Raw genomic sequence first — 14,061 nt, 5'->3', positions numbered from 1 at the left:
CATGGAACCGGCCGGTTTTCCTGTGCCACGGCAAGGATGGATAAAACAGCATGACAGGCAGACAGCCCTTTTCCAGGATGCAAGACTGTTGTGCCGCCCGTAATGCCCCCATCAGGTTTGGGCGTGGTATCAGGGGTGTGCTTGCTCTGGGGCTGCTGGCCGTGCTGGCGGCCTGCGCTGGCCAGCCGGGTGGAAGCGATACGGATGTTCCCATAGCGCAGGAAGCCGAGTTCTACCGTGCTCATGCCCGGTCCTACTATGCGCCTCCCGGCCCGGCGGAAGACCCGTGGGGCCCTTATATCCGCGAAGCTTCCAAACGCTTTGATGTGCCAGAGGAGTGGGTGCGCGCCGTTATCCAGCAGGAATCCGGCGGCAAGCTGTTCCATGACGGCCAGCTTGTGACATCCGGCCCCGGTGCCATGGGCCTGATGCAGCTTATGCCCCCAACCTATGATGAAATGCGCGCCGCGTATAATCTGGGTGGGGATGCCTACGAACCGCACGATAACATCATGGCGGGGACTGCGTATTTACGGCAGTTATACGATGTTTATGGCTCCCCCGGCTTTCTGGCCGCATATAATGCGGGCCCTGGACGTCTGGAAGATTTTATCACCCGCAACCGGACCCTCCCGCGGGAGACACGGAATTACGTGGCCTCCATCGGGCGGCGTATTGTGGGTATTTCACCTCTCAATCGCTCTCAGGCCGATATGCAGGTGGCCAGCCATGATTCCTTTACACAAAGGGCGGTTGGCAATGGCGCTGGCCGGAATGCTGGCGGCATAAGTGCTGTACAGGCTGCATGGTCGGCCCGGCAGCAGGGGAGCATGCAGCCCGTGCAGGTGGCGGACGCCATTGGGGATGATACGGCAGATACCGCCAGTGCCCCCGCGGCCACTTATGGGCAGGACTGGCATCCTGTTTCACGTAAAACAAGAGTGGATGGGCTGACGGAAAGCCCATCGGATGTACGGGCCATATGGGCCAAACGGCTGGGAGCAACCGCGCAGACTACCCCAGAGACACCCGTGCAGGTTGCTCAGGCGGGGGAGGCGGAAACAGATGAACCCGCATATATTCCCGCGCCCCTGACCGAATCGGGTGTGTCTGATCCCGAACCGGCCCGGCTAAGCGTGGCGGATGGGCGCAAAGGGGGCAGTTTACGCCTGATCCCCATGGCGCATGCGGAACCAGCCCCCTTGCTAAGCAGGAAGGTACGCGGTGTGGATGCCAGAAACTGGGCTATTCAGGTTGGCGCGTTTGGTTCCGCTGCTCTGGCGCAGCAGGCATCGGGGCGGGCACAGCACCAGAACACATCCCTCTCTGGTGCACGGGTGCAAATTGCTGTGGTGCAGGCAAAAAAGGGGCGGCTGTATCGTGCGCGTCTCACCAACCTGTCGCATACCGATGCAGTGGGCGCCTGCCGCAAACTGAGCGGGTGCGTTGTGATTTCGCCTGAATCACACCTCTAGGCGGGTGCTTCTGGCCTCTGGCCTGTATGGGCCGAGGCACTATGCCTGCCGGGACTACCTTGCTCTAACCGGCCGGAGCGGGCGTGGTGGCAGGCGCTGCCGGGGCGGGTTTGGATGTGCCGGGGGCCGCAAGAGGGGCATTATCCCGGCCGGAATAACGGTCAATAATCTGCTTTGTGGCGGCAGCGGCTTCCTGCGCTGCTGCTACGGCCACATCCCCCCAATACTGGTCGAGCGAATGGGCGTCTATGTCATGTAGTTGCGTGGCGGCCCCGGCTTCCTTGCCGTTTGCATCCACAACATGCCAGACAATTTCGATATGTTCCTGAGGGTGCCCCGTAGTGCCAGCTGGGCCGGGCGTGAGCTTTACGGTGGTGCTTACAATAAAGTCGGCATTTTTGGCCGAGTTTTGGATTGTATCCTCACTATCCCGGAACGAGGCGGCAAAGGCTTGCGCCAGTGATGTGTTGCCATCGCCCGGAGCGCCGGTAACGCCTGTAAAATACACCCGCGCGGCCCGGTGCTTAAGGCTGTGTGGGTCCTTGTCCATATCATCAGCCTGAATACCCGTCAGCACCGCGGCAATTCGGCTTGCCGCATCCTGCGCAACCAGCGTGAAGAATGGCCCGTCCCCCGCAGACCATTGCTCCACTGGAACCGGCTGGCCCTCCTGCGTGGCGCGAACCGTGTTTTTGGGGGTCATGACCGTATAAATGGGCACAACCTGCCCGTTGCGCAGTTCGGCCCGCATGTTCAGCCACCAATCCCCCTTGCGTGTGGGCTGGGCAATGGCTGGAATGGTCTGCTGGAGGAGTGCCTGTGCGACATCCTTGGCCCACAGGCTGGCATTGGCGTCGGAGAGTAGGGCATTGGGTGGGGTGGGTACATCCAGCCGTGCAGGGGGCGCATTGGCAGCCAGTCCCGGCCCGTTTTTGCCTGAATGTGCAAACGGGTGTGGCACATCAAGACAGCCGCCCAGCAAAAGCAGGGCAGAACAGGAAAAGGCTAGGCGTAAAGGCTGCTGGCGGCGTTTCATCCGTTACGGGTTCCCGTGGCGATAACAGAAATCTGGTGTCCAATGGGGCCGCCCCCCGCCAGCGTGCGCCGCCGATGGCTGAAAAAACGTGTCTCGTCACTCAGTGTATCCACGCCCAGAGCGGCTACATGTTTGAGCCCTGCACGTTGCAGGCGAAAAACACACCATCCGGCCAGATCAAACTGGTAATGGCCTGCCTGTTTGCCGGGGGCAAAAAAACGGGCAGCCTGTTTGTCAGCACTTGTAATGGCGGTGTGCATGTCCTCGGCTGTTTCATAGCTTTCCTGCGCAATGCAGGGGCCAACTACGGCGCGTATATCTTCCCGCACGGCACCAAGGGGGAGCATGGCCTCTATTGTTGCTTCCAGCACGCCACTTAATGCACCGCGCCAGCCTGCATGGGCCGCGCCAACAACGGTGCCCTGTGCAGTGCTGAACAGGACCGGGGCACAGTCTGCCGTAATCACCCCTATGGCCAGTGCGGGGTTGCTGGTTACCAGTGCATCTGCCTCAGCGCCGGTGCCGGCAGGCCACGGGCTGGTAGCCGTCACAACCACTGGGCCATGCACCTGTGTTACACCCAGCAGGCAGTCTGCCTGCACACCCATATGGCTGGCAACAAGCTGGCGGTTGTGTGCCAGATTTTCTGCGCTGTCCCCTGATCGGGTGGAGCAGTTCAGGCTGGTATATGGGCCGCTGGACACACCGCCTTCACGCGTAAAAAAGCCATGCCGGGCTTGCCCCAGCAGGGGGCTGGTCAGGGGTGCCAGACCAGTGGGGGTGGTGGAGGAGCCGCTCATGCAACCGGACCTTTCGTAAAGCCAGGAGGCGTAGGCAGGGAGGGGCTGGCCAGCGCCATGACCTTGAACAGATGCCCCATTTTATCTGGTGCGACCAGCCGGTTTGCGGCCGAACGCAGCATGGCTGCATCCTGTGGTGCGGCGTTGCGTGCCAGTTGCTCGGTGCGTTCCATAATGCCCAGATGCTGCAAAAAATCACCCTGATCTTCGGTCCCGTAAGTGGCGGCCTCACCTTTGCGGGCTACGGCCAGCAGGGCTGTAAAATCGACATGGGTGGTTAGGTCTGCCTCACCTTCCTCCGCCTGAAGCGGATGGGTCGGGCGGGCATGGCGCAGCGCCTGAAGCGAATCCCCGGTGGAGCTTGTGTTGTGCCCATAGTCAATAAACAGCGCCACACCGGGGGAATGGGTAAACCTGTGGGCAAGGCCACGCACAATATGCTGGGCCTGTTCGCAGACTTCCACAACCGTATTGGGCTCGAGTACACGGCTGTCCGGCAGGGTAGGCGGGGGGCAGGCGATCAACTCCAGCGTCTTGTTGGCCACATAATGCTCATGCCAGCCCGTGCTGGTCTGGATGAACTGCCGCACGGGCAGGGCGTCCAGAAACTCGTTGGCCAGCAGGATCATGGGGCTTGCGGGTATGTCCTCGACGTGTTTGTGCCACACGGGCTGCGTGTAAGGCTGCAGTATTTCTGCCTGCACCTGCCGCAGCCGGGGGGATGTTTCGACCAGATGCACACTGAGCGCCTGCGCCATGGCAGGGGCCTGACGGGTGATGACACGCAGGGCATCGGCCATGAGTGTGCCCCGCCCTGGACCTGCTTCGGCCAGAATGATCTTGGCGGGGCTGCCCATGCCCTGCCACACCGTAATGGCCCACGCACCCAGCAGTTCGCCAAAAACCTGAGAAATTTCTGGCGCGGTAATAAAGTCCGACAGGAACGGTGTCTCGGCGTAATACTGGGCGTTTACCCGTGCCATAAAGTGGTCAAGTCGCTCTGCGTGGTAGATGTGTGGTGCCATAGGTCCGTTCAGTTTTTTTCAGCGGGTTGATCTTGCGGGTCGGGCAGGCCGACGTAAATGGGCTGGCGGCGGGCGTACAGCATCAGGCCAATGCCTGCGACCAGCATGGGCAGGCAGAGCAGCTGCCCCATGGTAATGCCGCCGGGCAGGTAGCCGAGAAAGGAATCCGGCTCGCGAAAGAACTCGCAAAAGGATCGTGCACAGCCATATCCTGCCAGAAACATGCCAGCCAGAAAACCGGGATGTTCCCGTACCGACAGACGGCGGGATGCGGTAAACAGGATTAAAAACAGCAAAAGCCCTTCGGTCAGGGATTCATAAAGCTGGGAAGGATGGCGCGGGATTGGCCCCCCGGTAGGGAAAATCATGGCCCAGGGCAGGCTTGCCGGGGCTTCGCGGCCCCAGAGTTCCCCGTTAATGAAGTTGGCCAGACGCCCCAGCCCCAGCCCGATGGGAACAGCCACGGTCACGCGGTCTGCAAAAGCCAGAAAGTTCAGCTTATACCGCCACGTAAACAGCACCATGGCGGTAATGACCCCGAGCGCGCCCCCATGGAAGGACATGCCCCCATGCCACACTTCCAGTATGGAAAGCGGATGGCTGAGGTAATAGCTGGGCTGGTAGAACAGCACGTAACCAAGCCGTCCTCCCACAAGCACGCCAATGGTGACCCATGTTAAAAAGTCATCCGCCAGTTCTGTTGTGCCAGCCCGCGGGCGCAGGGCCAGCAGCTTACGGAGCAGCATGATGCCCAGCACAATGCCCAGAATATAAGACAGCGCATACCAGCGAACGGCCAATGGCCCGAAATGCACCAGCACCGGGTCGAACTGTGGAAACATCAGAACAGGAAGCATGGAAAGGTCAATCCGGTGCGTGAGGGGCCAGAGGTCGGGGCGGCCTGCGCTTGGGTGGACCAGAGCAGGAACCGGCCCACCAAGGGGTGGGGCTTAGGCGGGACTATAAAGGGCGTGCCTGTTCCCTCCAACCCAGCAAATGCGCGGCAGCGTATTTGAACGCGCAAAAACAGGGCAATAAGCTGGTAGTCAGGGCGGTGTCAGTTTTCTATCATGCCCAGTATTATCCCTTTTTGAGAAGACAGAAGGTTTTTACCCATGAGCGATGAAATTACGGTCGTTGCCATTCTCAAGACCAAAGCGGGCTGTGAGGATGCGGTTGCAAAAGCCATGGCGGCCTGTGCGCCTGCGTCGCGCGCGGAGGCTACAAACCGCCAGTATGTGCCCAACCGGGATCTGGATGACCCGCAGACACTGATTTTTATTGAACGCTGGGCCAGCCGGCAGGCTCTGGCTGACCATATGGAAACACCGCACTTCAAACAACTGGCTGCCGCACTGGAAGGCAAGCTGGAAGCACCCTTGCAGGTGCATATTCTGCAACCTGTCGCCTGAAGCCAAAAAGCCCCCGCGCTCCCCGGCAAAAGGGAGCGCGGGTGTTGTGACTAACGCAGGACAAACTGCTGGATAACCACCAGCACCCCCATGCAGAAGGTCAGGAACAGGCTGTGCTTGAACGTGCGTGCCAGCACAACACCCTCCTGCCCTTTGAGTGAGGTTACGGATACACCGGTAGTAATGTTCTGGGGTGAGATCATCTTGCCCATGACCCCGCCAGAGGAATTGGCCGAGGCAAACAGAACAGGATCAAGCGAGAGCTGGTGGGCCGCAGCCACCTGAAGGTTGCCAAAGAGCGCATTGCCCGATGTGTCGCTCCCGGTCAGGAAGACAGCCACCCAGCCCAGAAAGACCGAAACAAGTGGGAAGAACATGCCGGTGGAAGATACCGCATAGCCCAGCGTGTAGGTCATGCCCGAATAGTTCATTAAAAACGCCAGACCAATGGTCAGTGCTACGGTTACAACCGCCAGCCATGCCTGCCGCACGGTTGTAACAATGGCCGCACCAAACTGGCGCAACGTAGTGCGGGTGAGCAGGGCGCTCAGAATAGCGGAAACCAGAATGGCCGTGCCCGTGCCAAGGGGTTCAAACTTCCAGACCGCAGCATAAACGGATTTGTACAGCGATATGAAAACAGCATTGTCCAGCCCCGGCCAGTGTATGGGCAGCGCGCCAATACGGGCAACGTGCAGTGCGTCCCACGCGATAACAACGGCAATAACCGTAACCCACGGAATCCAGCCCTGCCAGAGCGGCACGGGGGCTGCGTTGGCGGGTTTTTCCGCGTTGATCCGGCTAAGGTCTATGGCATATGCCGGGTCCGGCGCAGGCTGCCAGAAGCGCAGGAACACAATGCTGGCGACAAGAGATACGCTGGAAGACAGCACGTTGCTCAGGCTGTACAGCCCCGCGCCGGAAATGACGAGCAGGGTCAGGGCAAAGCTTCCACCAGCTACAAGCAGAATGGGCCATGTCTGCCGTATGGAGCGCCACCCACCGTAAAGCGCCATAACATAAAACGGAATAAGGCAGGCAAAGGGGGTCAGCTGGCGGCCAATGGTCGCACCAAGCACATCTGGCGGCAGCCCGGTAATGGAGCCCAGCACGGTTACGGGAATGCCCAGGCCCCCAAAAGCTACGGGTGCTGAATTGAAGATGAGCACATAGGTTAGCGCATCCAGTGCGGGAAAGCCCAGCATGATCAGCAACGCACTTGTAATGGCAACGGGTGTGCCAAACCCGGCAACCCCTTCCAGCGCTGCGCTGAAGCAGAAGCCAAGCACGATCAGGATTATGCGGCGGTCATTGGGGACATGCCGGATAATCCAGCCCCTGAAGGCATCAAACCGACCATTATGCACGGCAACGTTAAACAGCAGCAGGGCGCACAGCGCGATCCACATGACCGGCAGCAGCGAAAAAACCATACCGTTGGTTATGCTGGCCACAGCCAGTGCAGGGGGCAGGCCCCATAGGCCAATGGCAATAACCAGCCCCACGGCCAGCCCCCCAAGGGAGGACTGCCATGCTGGGCGGCGCAAAACCCCCATAAGAAACAGGGTAACAAGAATGGGGCAGGCTGCAACAATAAAGGAAAGCAGCAGGCTGTGACCCACAGGAGCAAGAGGCTGTATGAACATGATTGTTCTCAAACAAGGCGTTGTACCTCTCTCGTGATGGAGAGAGCGTTTGAAGTAACGCGTGCTCCTGTGTGAAGATGCAATAAAATTTCGTGTTATATCATGCACGGTGTTCCTGCGAGCCGCCTGCGAGTGCGGTTTTTGCCGTGCAAACCCGCGGCCACATGCTGCGTTCGGGTTAACATGGATTAAGTGTTGTGCGTTGTACGGAGGGCGGAGTTATGGGGTCACGAAGAATATGGGTGGCGGGCGGTGCGCTGGTTGCGTTGGCTGCCGTGGTTGGTGGGGGTGTTCAGTATTCCCGCACAGAGCGGGCAAGGCTGGCTGTGGAGCAGGGTATGGGGCCTGCCCCCGAGTTGCCCGCACCTGCGCCAAGGCTGTTGCCTACGGTTAACATTGCCAACCCCATAGGTTGGGGCAAGGGGGAGCACCCAACTCCTGCCCCCGGGCTTGATGTTGCGGCTTTTGCATCGGGGCTGGATCATCCGCGTTGGCTCTATGTCCTGCCCAATGGGGATGTATTGGTCGCCCAGAGCAACTCTCCGGGAACGGATATACAAACATTCAAGAACCGTATTGCCAGTTTTGTTATGGGGGCTGTTGGCGCGGGGGAACCCAGCCCCAACAGGATTATGCTCCTGCGTGATGAAAAAGGGCAGGGGAGAGCAACACTGCAAACGGTCCTGCTGGACCATCTCTACTCCCCATTTGGCATGGCGCTGGTCGGGAATGACCTTTACGTGGCAAACGCCAATGCTATTGTAAAATTCCCCTACCATCCGGGGGATACGCATATTACGGCCGAACCTGTAAAAGTGGCTGATCTGCCCGCAGGGTATAACCACCACTGGACCAAAAACATTCTGGCCAGCCCAGATGGGCGATTTTTATATGTGACCGTCGGCTCCAACAGTAATGTGGCCGAACACGGCATGGCGGTGGAAGACGGCCGCGCACGGATTGACAGGCTGGACCTGCAAACCGGAAAGCTGGAGCCATATGCAACGGGTTTGCGTAACCCGAATGGCATGGGGTGGGAGCCCAAAACAGGTGCCTTATGGGTGGCAGTCAATGAACGTGATGAAATTGGCAGTGACCTTGTGCCGGATTACATGACATCGGTGCAGGAGGGAGGGTTTTACGGCTGGCCCTATAGTTATTACGGCCAGCATGTGGATGTGCGGGTGAGCCCACCACGCCCCGATCTGGTCGCTACCGCACTGGTGCCTGATTATGCGCTCGGCCCGCATACCGCATCCCTCGGCCTGACATTTACAGATACCGCACGGCTGTTGCCTGAAGCCATGCGTCAGGGTGTTATGGTTGGGCAGCACGGGTCTTGGAACCGGCGGCCAAAAAGTGGTTACAGGGTCATTTATATTCCCTTTAACGCGGGCAAACCCGACGGCGCTGCACAGGAGGTGCTGACAGGCTTCCTCACCCCTGATCAGGAACATGTACATGGGCGGCCTGTGGGCGTGGCCATTGACCAGAATGGCGCGCTCCTTGTTGCCGATGATGTGGGGAATACCATCTGGCGCGTGACCGAAGCGCCCTGAGCAGTTCAGGGCGGGGCGTGTTTGGTTTTTTGTGTCCTTGCGTCCGGGGCGGGATAATGAAACTCTGCGGGCATGAAATTGGCGGAATGTTTGTATTTCCGCCGTTTTTTGCAATGTGGGGCGCATAAGCCCCGTATAAGGGGTCTTTCATGAAATCCGTCCCACGTCTTGTTGCTGCTGTTTCCCTGCTTGCTCTGGCGGCATGCCAGACGCCAGCACCGCAGGTTCCGGCCCCACCTGTGCCGGTGAGTGGTGCATTAACGCAGCACCAGCCGCTAGCTCCCGCGTTGGGGGTTACGGGGAGTGGTCCGGCTTTTAGCATTAAGTATCTGTCCACCAATGGGGTGTCAGGTGTTGGGCTGGTGCCGGTTACGGGGGTTGTTATTTACCCTGCGGGCCCGGCCCCACAGGGTGGCTGGCCTGTTGTGGCATGGGCACATGGCACGGTGGGGGTTGCCAACAGTTGCGCGCCCTCTCTCAACCCCCGCTCCGCACGGGACCAGACATATCTGGGTGAGTGGCTGCGCCGTGGGTTTGCTATTGTCGCAACTGATTATCAGGGCTTGGGGAGTGATGGCACACATCCGTACCTGAACGCCCGGACAGAAGCCTACAGTGTGCTTGATGGGGTAAAGGCTGCACTGGCCGGTCTGCCCGACCTGAGCAACAATATCATGATCGTGGGGCAGTCTCAGGGGGCAGGGGCGGCTTTTGCTTCCGCGGCTTATGCCCCAGCCTACGCTCCGGCATTGCATGTGCGTGGGGTAGTGGCCACGGGTATTCCCTACATGTCGCCCGAGGTTATCAAGGCCGTGCTGCATGCCAAGCCGCAGAACAGTGCCAGCGGCATAGACCCGGTTGTTGCTTATGCCTTGCTGATTGGCGCATCCGAGGCCGGGCTTAACCCTGCGTTCAATCCGGAGCAGGCCTTTACGCCGCGCGCCATGCCCGCATTCCATGCTGCATCGGAAATATGCGCCCGTCCGTTGATGGAGCGCATAAAAACAGAAGGGCTGACGCGGGCCAATGCGTTTGAGCCAACTCTGCCACAGGCTTTGGTGCCGGCGTTTAAAGGCATGCTGTTCCCTACGCTCAAGCTTGATGTGCCATTGTTCGTTGGCATTGGCATGACAGACCGGGACGTAGCACCCCAGGGGCAGCTTATGCTGGTCAAGGATGCCTGCAAGGCGGGCACAGTTGTGCAGGCACATCTGTATAAGGGGCAGGACCATTCTCAGGCTGTTCTGGCATCCATGGTGGATTCCGCAGCCTTTACAGCAGCGGTTATGAGCGGCCAGCCCGTTCAGGCGGTATGCACGCCCGTTGCGCAGTAAGGTTATGTAAAAAAGCAGGCATAAACCGGAACATTACGCAGTGTTCCGGTTTATGCAGAATATGAGCGGGGATTTCAGGCAGTGCAGGTGCGTGCCACGGCGTAATGCCCTTGGAACCTGCTTGTGGCCACAAAGCCAGAACAGTGCAGGCCTGAATTGGCAGCGTTGTTCCAGTGTAAACAGAAACAGCAAAACTGTTGTCTGTTTCAGGCATTTTTTATTTTAAGGAAAGTGTGGTGCACCCGAGAGGACTCGAACCTCTAACCCCCAGATTCGTAGTCTGGTGCTCTATCCAGTTGAGCTACGGGTGCGCCGTGAGGGGGTGTTTAGCCGAGCATCCCGACCTCGGCAACCCCTAAAAATGATATTTTTGATTTTTTTTCTAATTTCGGTTCAAAAAGTTATCCAGCGGGTGGTTTTCCGGGCGGCGGAGTATGATGTGCGCGCGGCAGGTGGGGGTGCCGTAAACACCTTCAAACGTGTCGTCTATCGGGTGAGCCTCAAAAACAATGGGCAGGGGCTGCTTGCGGGCATCGGTCAGAATAAGCTGGGCATGGTAGTGCTGGCGCTCCTTGTTGGGGACACCATGTAGGACCAGGTTGCCCATCTGGGGCACAAATATCATGCGCTTGGGCTGGATCTGCATATAGGATAGCCCTTCGGTCGGGCAGTCGCGGCCTTTGTCCGTTACCAGCATGCCTGTCCAGTCCCCATATGGGTCATTGGCAGCGGAGGTGGCTGCCTGTGCGGGGCTCAAGGCTGCCAACCCCATGCCCAGCAGGGCGGCGTATCCGCATAACTGCAAGTGTCTGGCGTTCATGTTCGGTGCTCTCCTGTGCTGTCAGCCTGAATCTGGGGTGATAAGCAGGTTGTGGCAAGCCCGGGTGGAAAACAGATTTGCTCGTTATTCTGGCTTTTATAGGGTGACGAGGCCGCCGCATGGCTTTATATCCGCTGTCATACTTACTTAGTGGTGGGCCTTGAGCGTGTTTGTCGCCACTGCACAAGAAAGCCAACCCTGACGCAGACCAGAAAGAACCATGACCCATGTCCGATGCCGCTCAACCCGTTTCACCTGTTGTGCTGGATGAAGCCTTGCACCATGACCGTATTCTGATTCTGGATTTTGGCAGTCAGGTTACGCAGCTGATTGCCCGCCGTGTGCGTGAAAGCGGCGTGTATTGCGAAATCTGGCCCTTTACGACAGATGCTGAAAGAATACGTTCTTTTGCTCCGCGTGGCATTATTTTGTCCGGCGGCCCGGCCAGCGTAAATGGGCCTGACGCCCCCAGAATTCCGGATGTGGTGTTTGAGATGGCAGTGCCCGTTCTGGGTATCTGCTATGGTCAGCAGGCCATGTGCAAGCAGCTGGGCGGGGAAGTGGAAAGCGGGGAACACCGCGAGTTTGGCCGCGCCTTTGTTGATATTGTAGAAGATTGCGCCCTGTTCCGTGGGGCATGGGCACGTGGTGGGCGTGAACAGGTCTGGATGAGCCATGGTGACCGGGTGGTGGCATTGCCGCCGGGGTTCCGTACGGTGGCGGTCAGCCAGGGGGCACCGTTTGCGGTGATCGCAGATGAAGGGCGCCGCCTTTACGGTGTGCAGTTCCACCCCGAAGTTGTGCATACACCGCACGGTGCAGCACTGCTGGAAAACTTTACGCATAACGTGGCAGGCTGCTCTGGGTCATGGACCATGGCGGGTTTCCGCGAAATGGAAATTGCTCGTATCCGCGCTCAGGTAGGGACCGGCAAGGTAATCTGCGGCCTGTCCGGCGGTGTGGATTCCTCCGTTGCTGCCGTGCTGATCCACGAAGCCATTGGCGAACAGCTTACCTGCATTTTTGTCGATCACGGCATGCTGCGTGCAGGGGAGGCGGATGACGTTATCAAAACCTTCCGTGGCCAGTTCAACATCCAGCTTATTCACCGGGATGCGTCTGACATCTTCCTGAGCGCGCTCGACGGCGTGACAGACCCGGAAATCAAGCGCAAGACCATCGGCCGTTTGTTTGTGGAAGTGTTCGAGGAAGAAGCCACCAAACTCGGCGGCGCGCAGTTCCTTGCTCAGGGCACACTCTACCCCGATGTGATCGAAAGCGTGAGCTTTACGGGTGGTCCGTCTGTTACCATCAAGTCCCATCATAACGTTGGTGGCCTGCCCGAACGCATGAACATGCAGTTGGTGGAACCGCTGCGTGAACTGTTCAAGGACGAAGTGCGTGACTTGGGGCGTGAGCTCGGGATTCCGGAAGTTATTGTCGGGCGGCATCCGTTCCCCGGTCCGGGGCTTGCCATTCGTATTCCCGGGAACATCACGCGTGAAAAGCTGGATCTTCTGCGTAAGGTGGATACCGTTTTTCTGGAAGAAATCCGCGCGGCCGGTCTGTACGATGCCATCTGGCAGGCTTTTGCCGTGCTTCTGCCTGTGCGCACCGTGGGCGTTATGGGGGATGGCCGGACGTATGATCAGGCCTGTGCCCTGCGTGCCGTAACCAGCACAGACGGCATGACAGCAGATGTTTACCCGTTTGACATGAGCTTCCTGACCAAAGTGGCCGGGCGGATTGTTAACGAGGTCCGCGGCATTAACCGCGTGACATATGACATCACCTCCAAACCCCCGGGCACGATTGAGTGGGAATAATCCCGCGTCTGGCATAGGGTGGTATCACCCGGCATGAAAGTGCCTTAAAGCCCGCAGAAATGCGGGCTTTTTTTGTTTTTTTGCTCGGGCATTGTCTGGCACCGGACGGTATCGCCAAGCAGCAATTTTTTACGGCATAGTGCGTGGCACAGACCGAGTCTGATGCCATGATTTAAACCGATACCAAGTTGGGAAACTTGTAAGCGGCATGGAGCGATGCTGGCCAAGAGCCCGTTGATTAGTGAGTTATGAATCCATTTAATGTGTCTAATTTTTACTCAGGCAGGAAATATCTACTGATTAATGATAAAAACGATAAGCGCATTTTGGATGGGTTTTAAGAGCTGATGCCTGCTGCGCTTATGTCGGCAATGGGGCGAGAATGGAAGCTCGGCCTTATGTTTGCGTGTAATAAAAAGCAGCCTTTGAAATTGAAAAGGGATGTCTTGCTGTCGTTCGGCATACTGTTTGCTATGATGGCATGATGAATCGCAAAAAGCCCACAAAGATTGCATTAACCAAGCCAATGCCCCTTTCCAGATGGCAGGAGTGGAAAAAAATATTTCCTCTGCTTGGTATCATCTTGCTTCTGTTTTCTGGCGCTGCATGTCTGAGAATATTTCTGACGTCGCAGAAGCATACGCAAATAGGCGGGCCTTACACTCTGGTTAATGGTCAGGGGCAGATTGTCACTCAGGCGGCTTTTGAGGGCCACTATACGCTTCTGTATTTTGGCTATACGCACTGTGTAGACATCTGCCCGTTGACACTTGCGACTGTATCAGCCGCTCTTGATGAGCTTGGTAAGCGGGGAGAAAGCATTATTCCCGTGTTTATTTCAGTTGATCCCGAACGGGATACCCCAAAAGTTTTACAGGATTACGTTGAACGGTTTTCCCCTCGTATTGTTGGCCTGACTGGGTCCGAAACTCAGCTTCAGTCGGTCGTGAAGGCTTTTCATGTTTCCGCACGACGTCAGGCCCCCAATGGTTCAGGCTATCTCATTGATCATAGTTCGCTTCTTTACTTCATGGATGGGCACAACCATCTGGTCGGCATGATCCCCGTGGATGCCAGTGCCCACCAGATTGCAAGCGAACTCAGGCGGTTTTTACCGCCATCGTGATG

At 58.0% G+C, this 14,061-nt stretch carries 12 protein-coding genes and 1 tRNA gene; 6 read left to right on the top strand and 7 right to left on the bottom strand.

Translation table 11 applies throughout. The features are described from left to right. The first annotated feature begins 50 nt into the window (after positions 1 to 50). A complete protein-coding gene (locus tag LKE65_RS01130) occupies positions 51 to 1,475 on the top strand; it encodes a lytic transglycosylase domain-containing protein (protein WP_095349576.1) in 1,425 nt (474 codons plus the stop codon). 64 nt (positions 1,476 to 1,539) lie between these two features. On the opposite strand, the gene LKE65_RS01125 is transcribed toward LKE65_RS01130, so the two are convergent. From LKE65_RS01125 to lgt, 4 genes are read right to left on the bottom strand one after another with little or no spacing between them, the layout of a single operon-like run. After that, a complete protein-coding gene (locus LKE65_RS01125) occupies positions 1,540 to 2,511 on the bottom strand; it encodes a hypothetical protein (protein ID WP_253528334.1) in 972 nt (323 codons plus the stop codon). Beyond that, on the bottom strand, positions 2,508 to 3,311 hold the full coding sequence (pgeF, locus tag LKE65_RS01120; protein WP_278740104.1) for a peptidoglycan editing factor PgeF: 804 nt from the start codon (positions 3,309 to 3,311) through the stop codon (positions 2,508 to 2,510). Before pgeF ends, LKE65_RS01125 begins: the two co-directional genes overlap by 4 nt. Further along, complete coding sequence (locus LKE65_RS01115; RefSeq protein WP_244896400.1) at positions 3,308 to 4,294, bottom strand: class I SAM-dependent methyltransferase; 987 nt, start codon at positions 4,292 to 4,294, stop codon at positions 3,308 to 3,310. The genes pgeF and LKE65_RS01115 overlap by 4 nt, the downstream gene beginning before the upstream one ends. Before the next feature lie 50 nt (positions 4,295 to 4,344). Continuing rightward, positions 4,345 to 5,193 carry a prolipoprotein diacylglyceryl transferase gene (lgt, locus tag LKE65_RS01110; protein WP_086646226.1) on the bottom strand — a complete coding sequence of 283 codons (849 nt, stop codon included), beginning with the start codon at positions 5,191 to 5,193 and terminating at the stop codon, positions 4,345 to 4,347. A 258-nt stretch (positions 5,194 to 5,451) separates the two neighbouring features. Here lgt and LKE65_RS01105 point away from each other — a divergent pair, with 258 nt between their 5' ends. Further along, positions 5,452 to 5,748, top strand: a complete 297-nt coding sequence (locus tag LKE65_RS01105; RefSeq protein ID WP_278740102.1) for a putative quinol monooxygenase — start codon at positions 5,452 to 5,454, stop codon at positions 5,746 to 5,748. A gap of 50 nt (positions 5,749 to 5,798) precedes the next feature. On the opposite strand, the gene LKE65_RS01100 is transcribed toward LKE65_RS01105, so the two are convergent. Continuing rightward, on the bottom strand, positions 5,799 to 7,394 hold the full coding sequence (locus LKE65_RS01100) for an L-lactate permease (protein ID WP_165926066.1): 1,596 nt from the start codon (positions 7,392 to 7,394) through the stop codon (positions 5,799 to 5,801). 221 nt (positions 7,395 to 7,615) lie between these two features. Between LKE65_RS01100 and LKE65_RS01095 the strand changes: the two genes are divergently transcribed. Then, the gene (locus LKE65_RS01095) at positions 7,616 to 8,953 is read left to right on the top strand and encodes a PQQ-dependent sugar dehydrogenase (protein WP_278740098.1); all 1,338 of its coding nucleotides are present in this window, start codon (positions 7,616 to 7,618) and stop codon (positions 8,951 to 8,953) included. A gap of 149 nt (positions 8,954 to 9,102) precedes the next feature. Further along, positions 9,103 to 10,287, top strand: a complete 1,185-nt coding sequence (locus tag LKE65_RS01090) for a lipase family protein (protein ID WP_278740096.1) — start codon at positions 9,103 to 9,105, stop codon at positions 10,285 to 10,287. Positions 10,288 to 10,521: 234 nt separating this feature from the next. On the opposite strand, the gene LKE65_RS01085 is transcribed toward LKE65_RS01090, so the two are convergent. Both LKE65_RS01085 and LKE65_RS01080 read right to left on the bottom strand, forming a co-directional pair. Beyond that, a tRNA-Arg gene (locus tag LKE65_RS01085) sits at positions 10,522 to 10,598 on the bottom strand. Positions 10,599 to 10,669: 71 nt separating this feature from the next. Then, positions 10,670 to 11,107 carry a hypothetical protein gene (locus LKE65_RS01080; RefSeq protein ID WP_165926068.1) on the bottom strand — a complete coding sequence of 146 codons (438 nt, stop codon included), beginning with the start codon at positions 11,105 to 11,107 and terminating at the stop codon, positions 10,670 to 10,672. Positions 11,108 to 11,334: 227 nt separating this feature from the next. On the opposite strand from LKE65_RS01080, the gene guaA reads away from it, so the two are divergent. Continuing rightward, positions 11,335 to 12,933: a glutamine-hydrolyzing GMP synthase gene (guaA, locus tag LKE65_RS01075; protein WP_278740095.1), complete on the top strand. Its 1,599-nt coding sequence runs from the start codon at positions 11,335 to 11,337 to the stop codon at positions 12,931 to 12,933. A 481-nt stretch (positions 12,934 to 13,414) separates the two neighbouring features. Further along, the gene (locus LKE65_RS01070) at positions 13,415 to 14,059 is read left to right on the top strand and encodes an SCO family protein (RefSeq protein WP_278740094.1); all 645 of its coding nucleotides are present in this window, start codon (positions 13,415 to 13,417) and stop codon (positions 14,057 to 14,059) included. Positions 14,060 to 14,061 lie beyond the last annotated feature (2 nt).

Origin of the sequence: Acetobacter fabarum, from assembly GCF_022483405.1 — a bacterium.
GTDB classification, from domain to species: domain Bacteria; phylum Pseudomonadota; class Alphaproteobacteria; order Acetobacterales; family Acetobacteraceae; genus Acetobacter; species Acetobacter fabarum.
Note: the sequence above shows the minus strand (reverse complement) of the source record. Positions and strands in the feature narration are given on the sequence as shown.

Bases quoted from the DNA above. Each gene is read 5' to 3' on its own strand.
- pgeF (WP_278740104.1), bottom strand. From the start codon at position 3,311: ATGAGCGGCTCCTCCACCACCCCCACTGGTCTGGCACCCCTGACCAGC.
- LKE65_RS01100 (WP_165926066.1), bottom strand. From the start codon at position 7,394: ATGTTCATACAGCCTCTTGCTCCTGTGGGTCACAGCCTGCTGCTTTCC.
- guaA (WP_278740095.1), top strand. From the start codon at position 11,335: ATGTCCGATGCCGCTCAACCCGTTTCACCTGTTGTGCTGGATGAAGCC.
- LKE65_RS01090 (WP_278740096.1), top strand. From the start codon at position 9,103: ATGAAATCCGTCCCACGTCTTGTTGCTGCTGTTTCCCTGCTTGCTCTG.
- LKE65_RS01115 (WP_244896400.1), bottom strand. From the start codon at position 4,294: ATGGCACGGGTAAACGCCCAGTATTACGCCGAGACACCGTTCCTGTCG.
- LKE65_RS01105 (WP_278740102.1), top strand. From the start codon at position 5,452: ATGAGCGATGAAATTACGGTCGTTGCCATTCTCAAGACCAAAGCGGGC.
- LKE65_RS01130 (WP_095349576.1), top strand. From the start codon at position 51: ATGACAGGCAGACAGCCCTTTTCCAGGATGCAAGACTGTTGTGCCGCC.
- LKE65_RS01070 (WP_278740094.1), top strand. From the start codon at position 13,415: ATGATGAATCGCAAAAAGCCCACAAAGATTGCATTAACCAAGCCAATG.
- LKE65_RS01095 (WP_278740098.1), top strand. From the start codon at position 7,616: ATGGGGTCACGAAGAATATGGGTGGCGGGCGGTGCGCTGGTTGCGTTG.
- LKE65_RS01080 (WP_165926068.1), bottom strand. From the start codon at position 11,107: ATGAACGCCAGACACTTGCAGTTATGCGGATACGCCGCCCTGCTGGGC.
- LKE65_RS01125 (WP_253528334.1), bottom strand. From the start codon at position 2,511: ATGAAACGCCGCCAGCAGCCTTTACGCCTAGCCTTTTCCTGTTCTGCC.
- lgt (WP_086646226.1), bottom strand. From the start codon at position 5,193: ATGCTTCCTGTTCTGATGTTTCCACAGTTCGACCCGGTGCTGGTGCAT.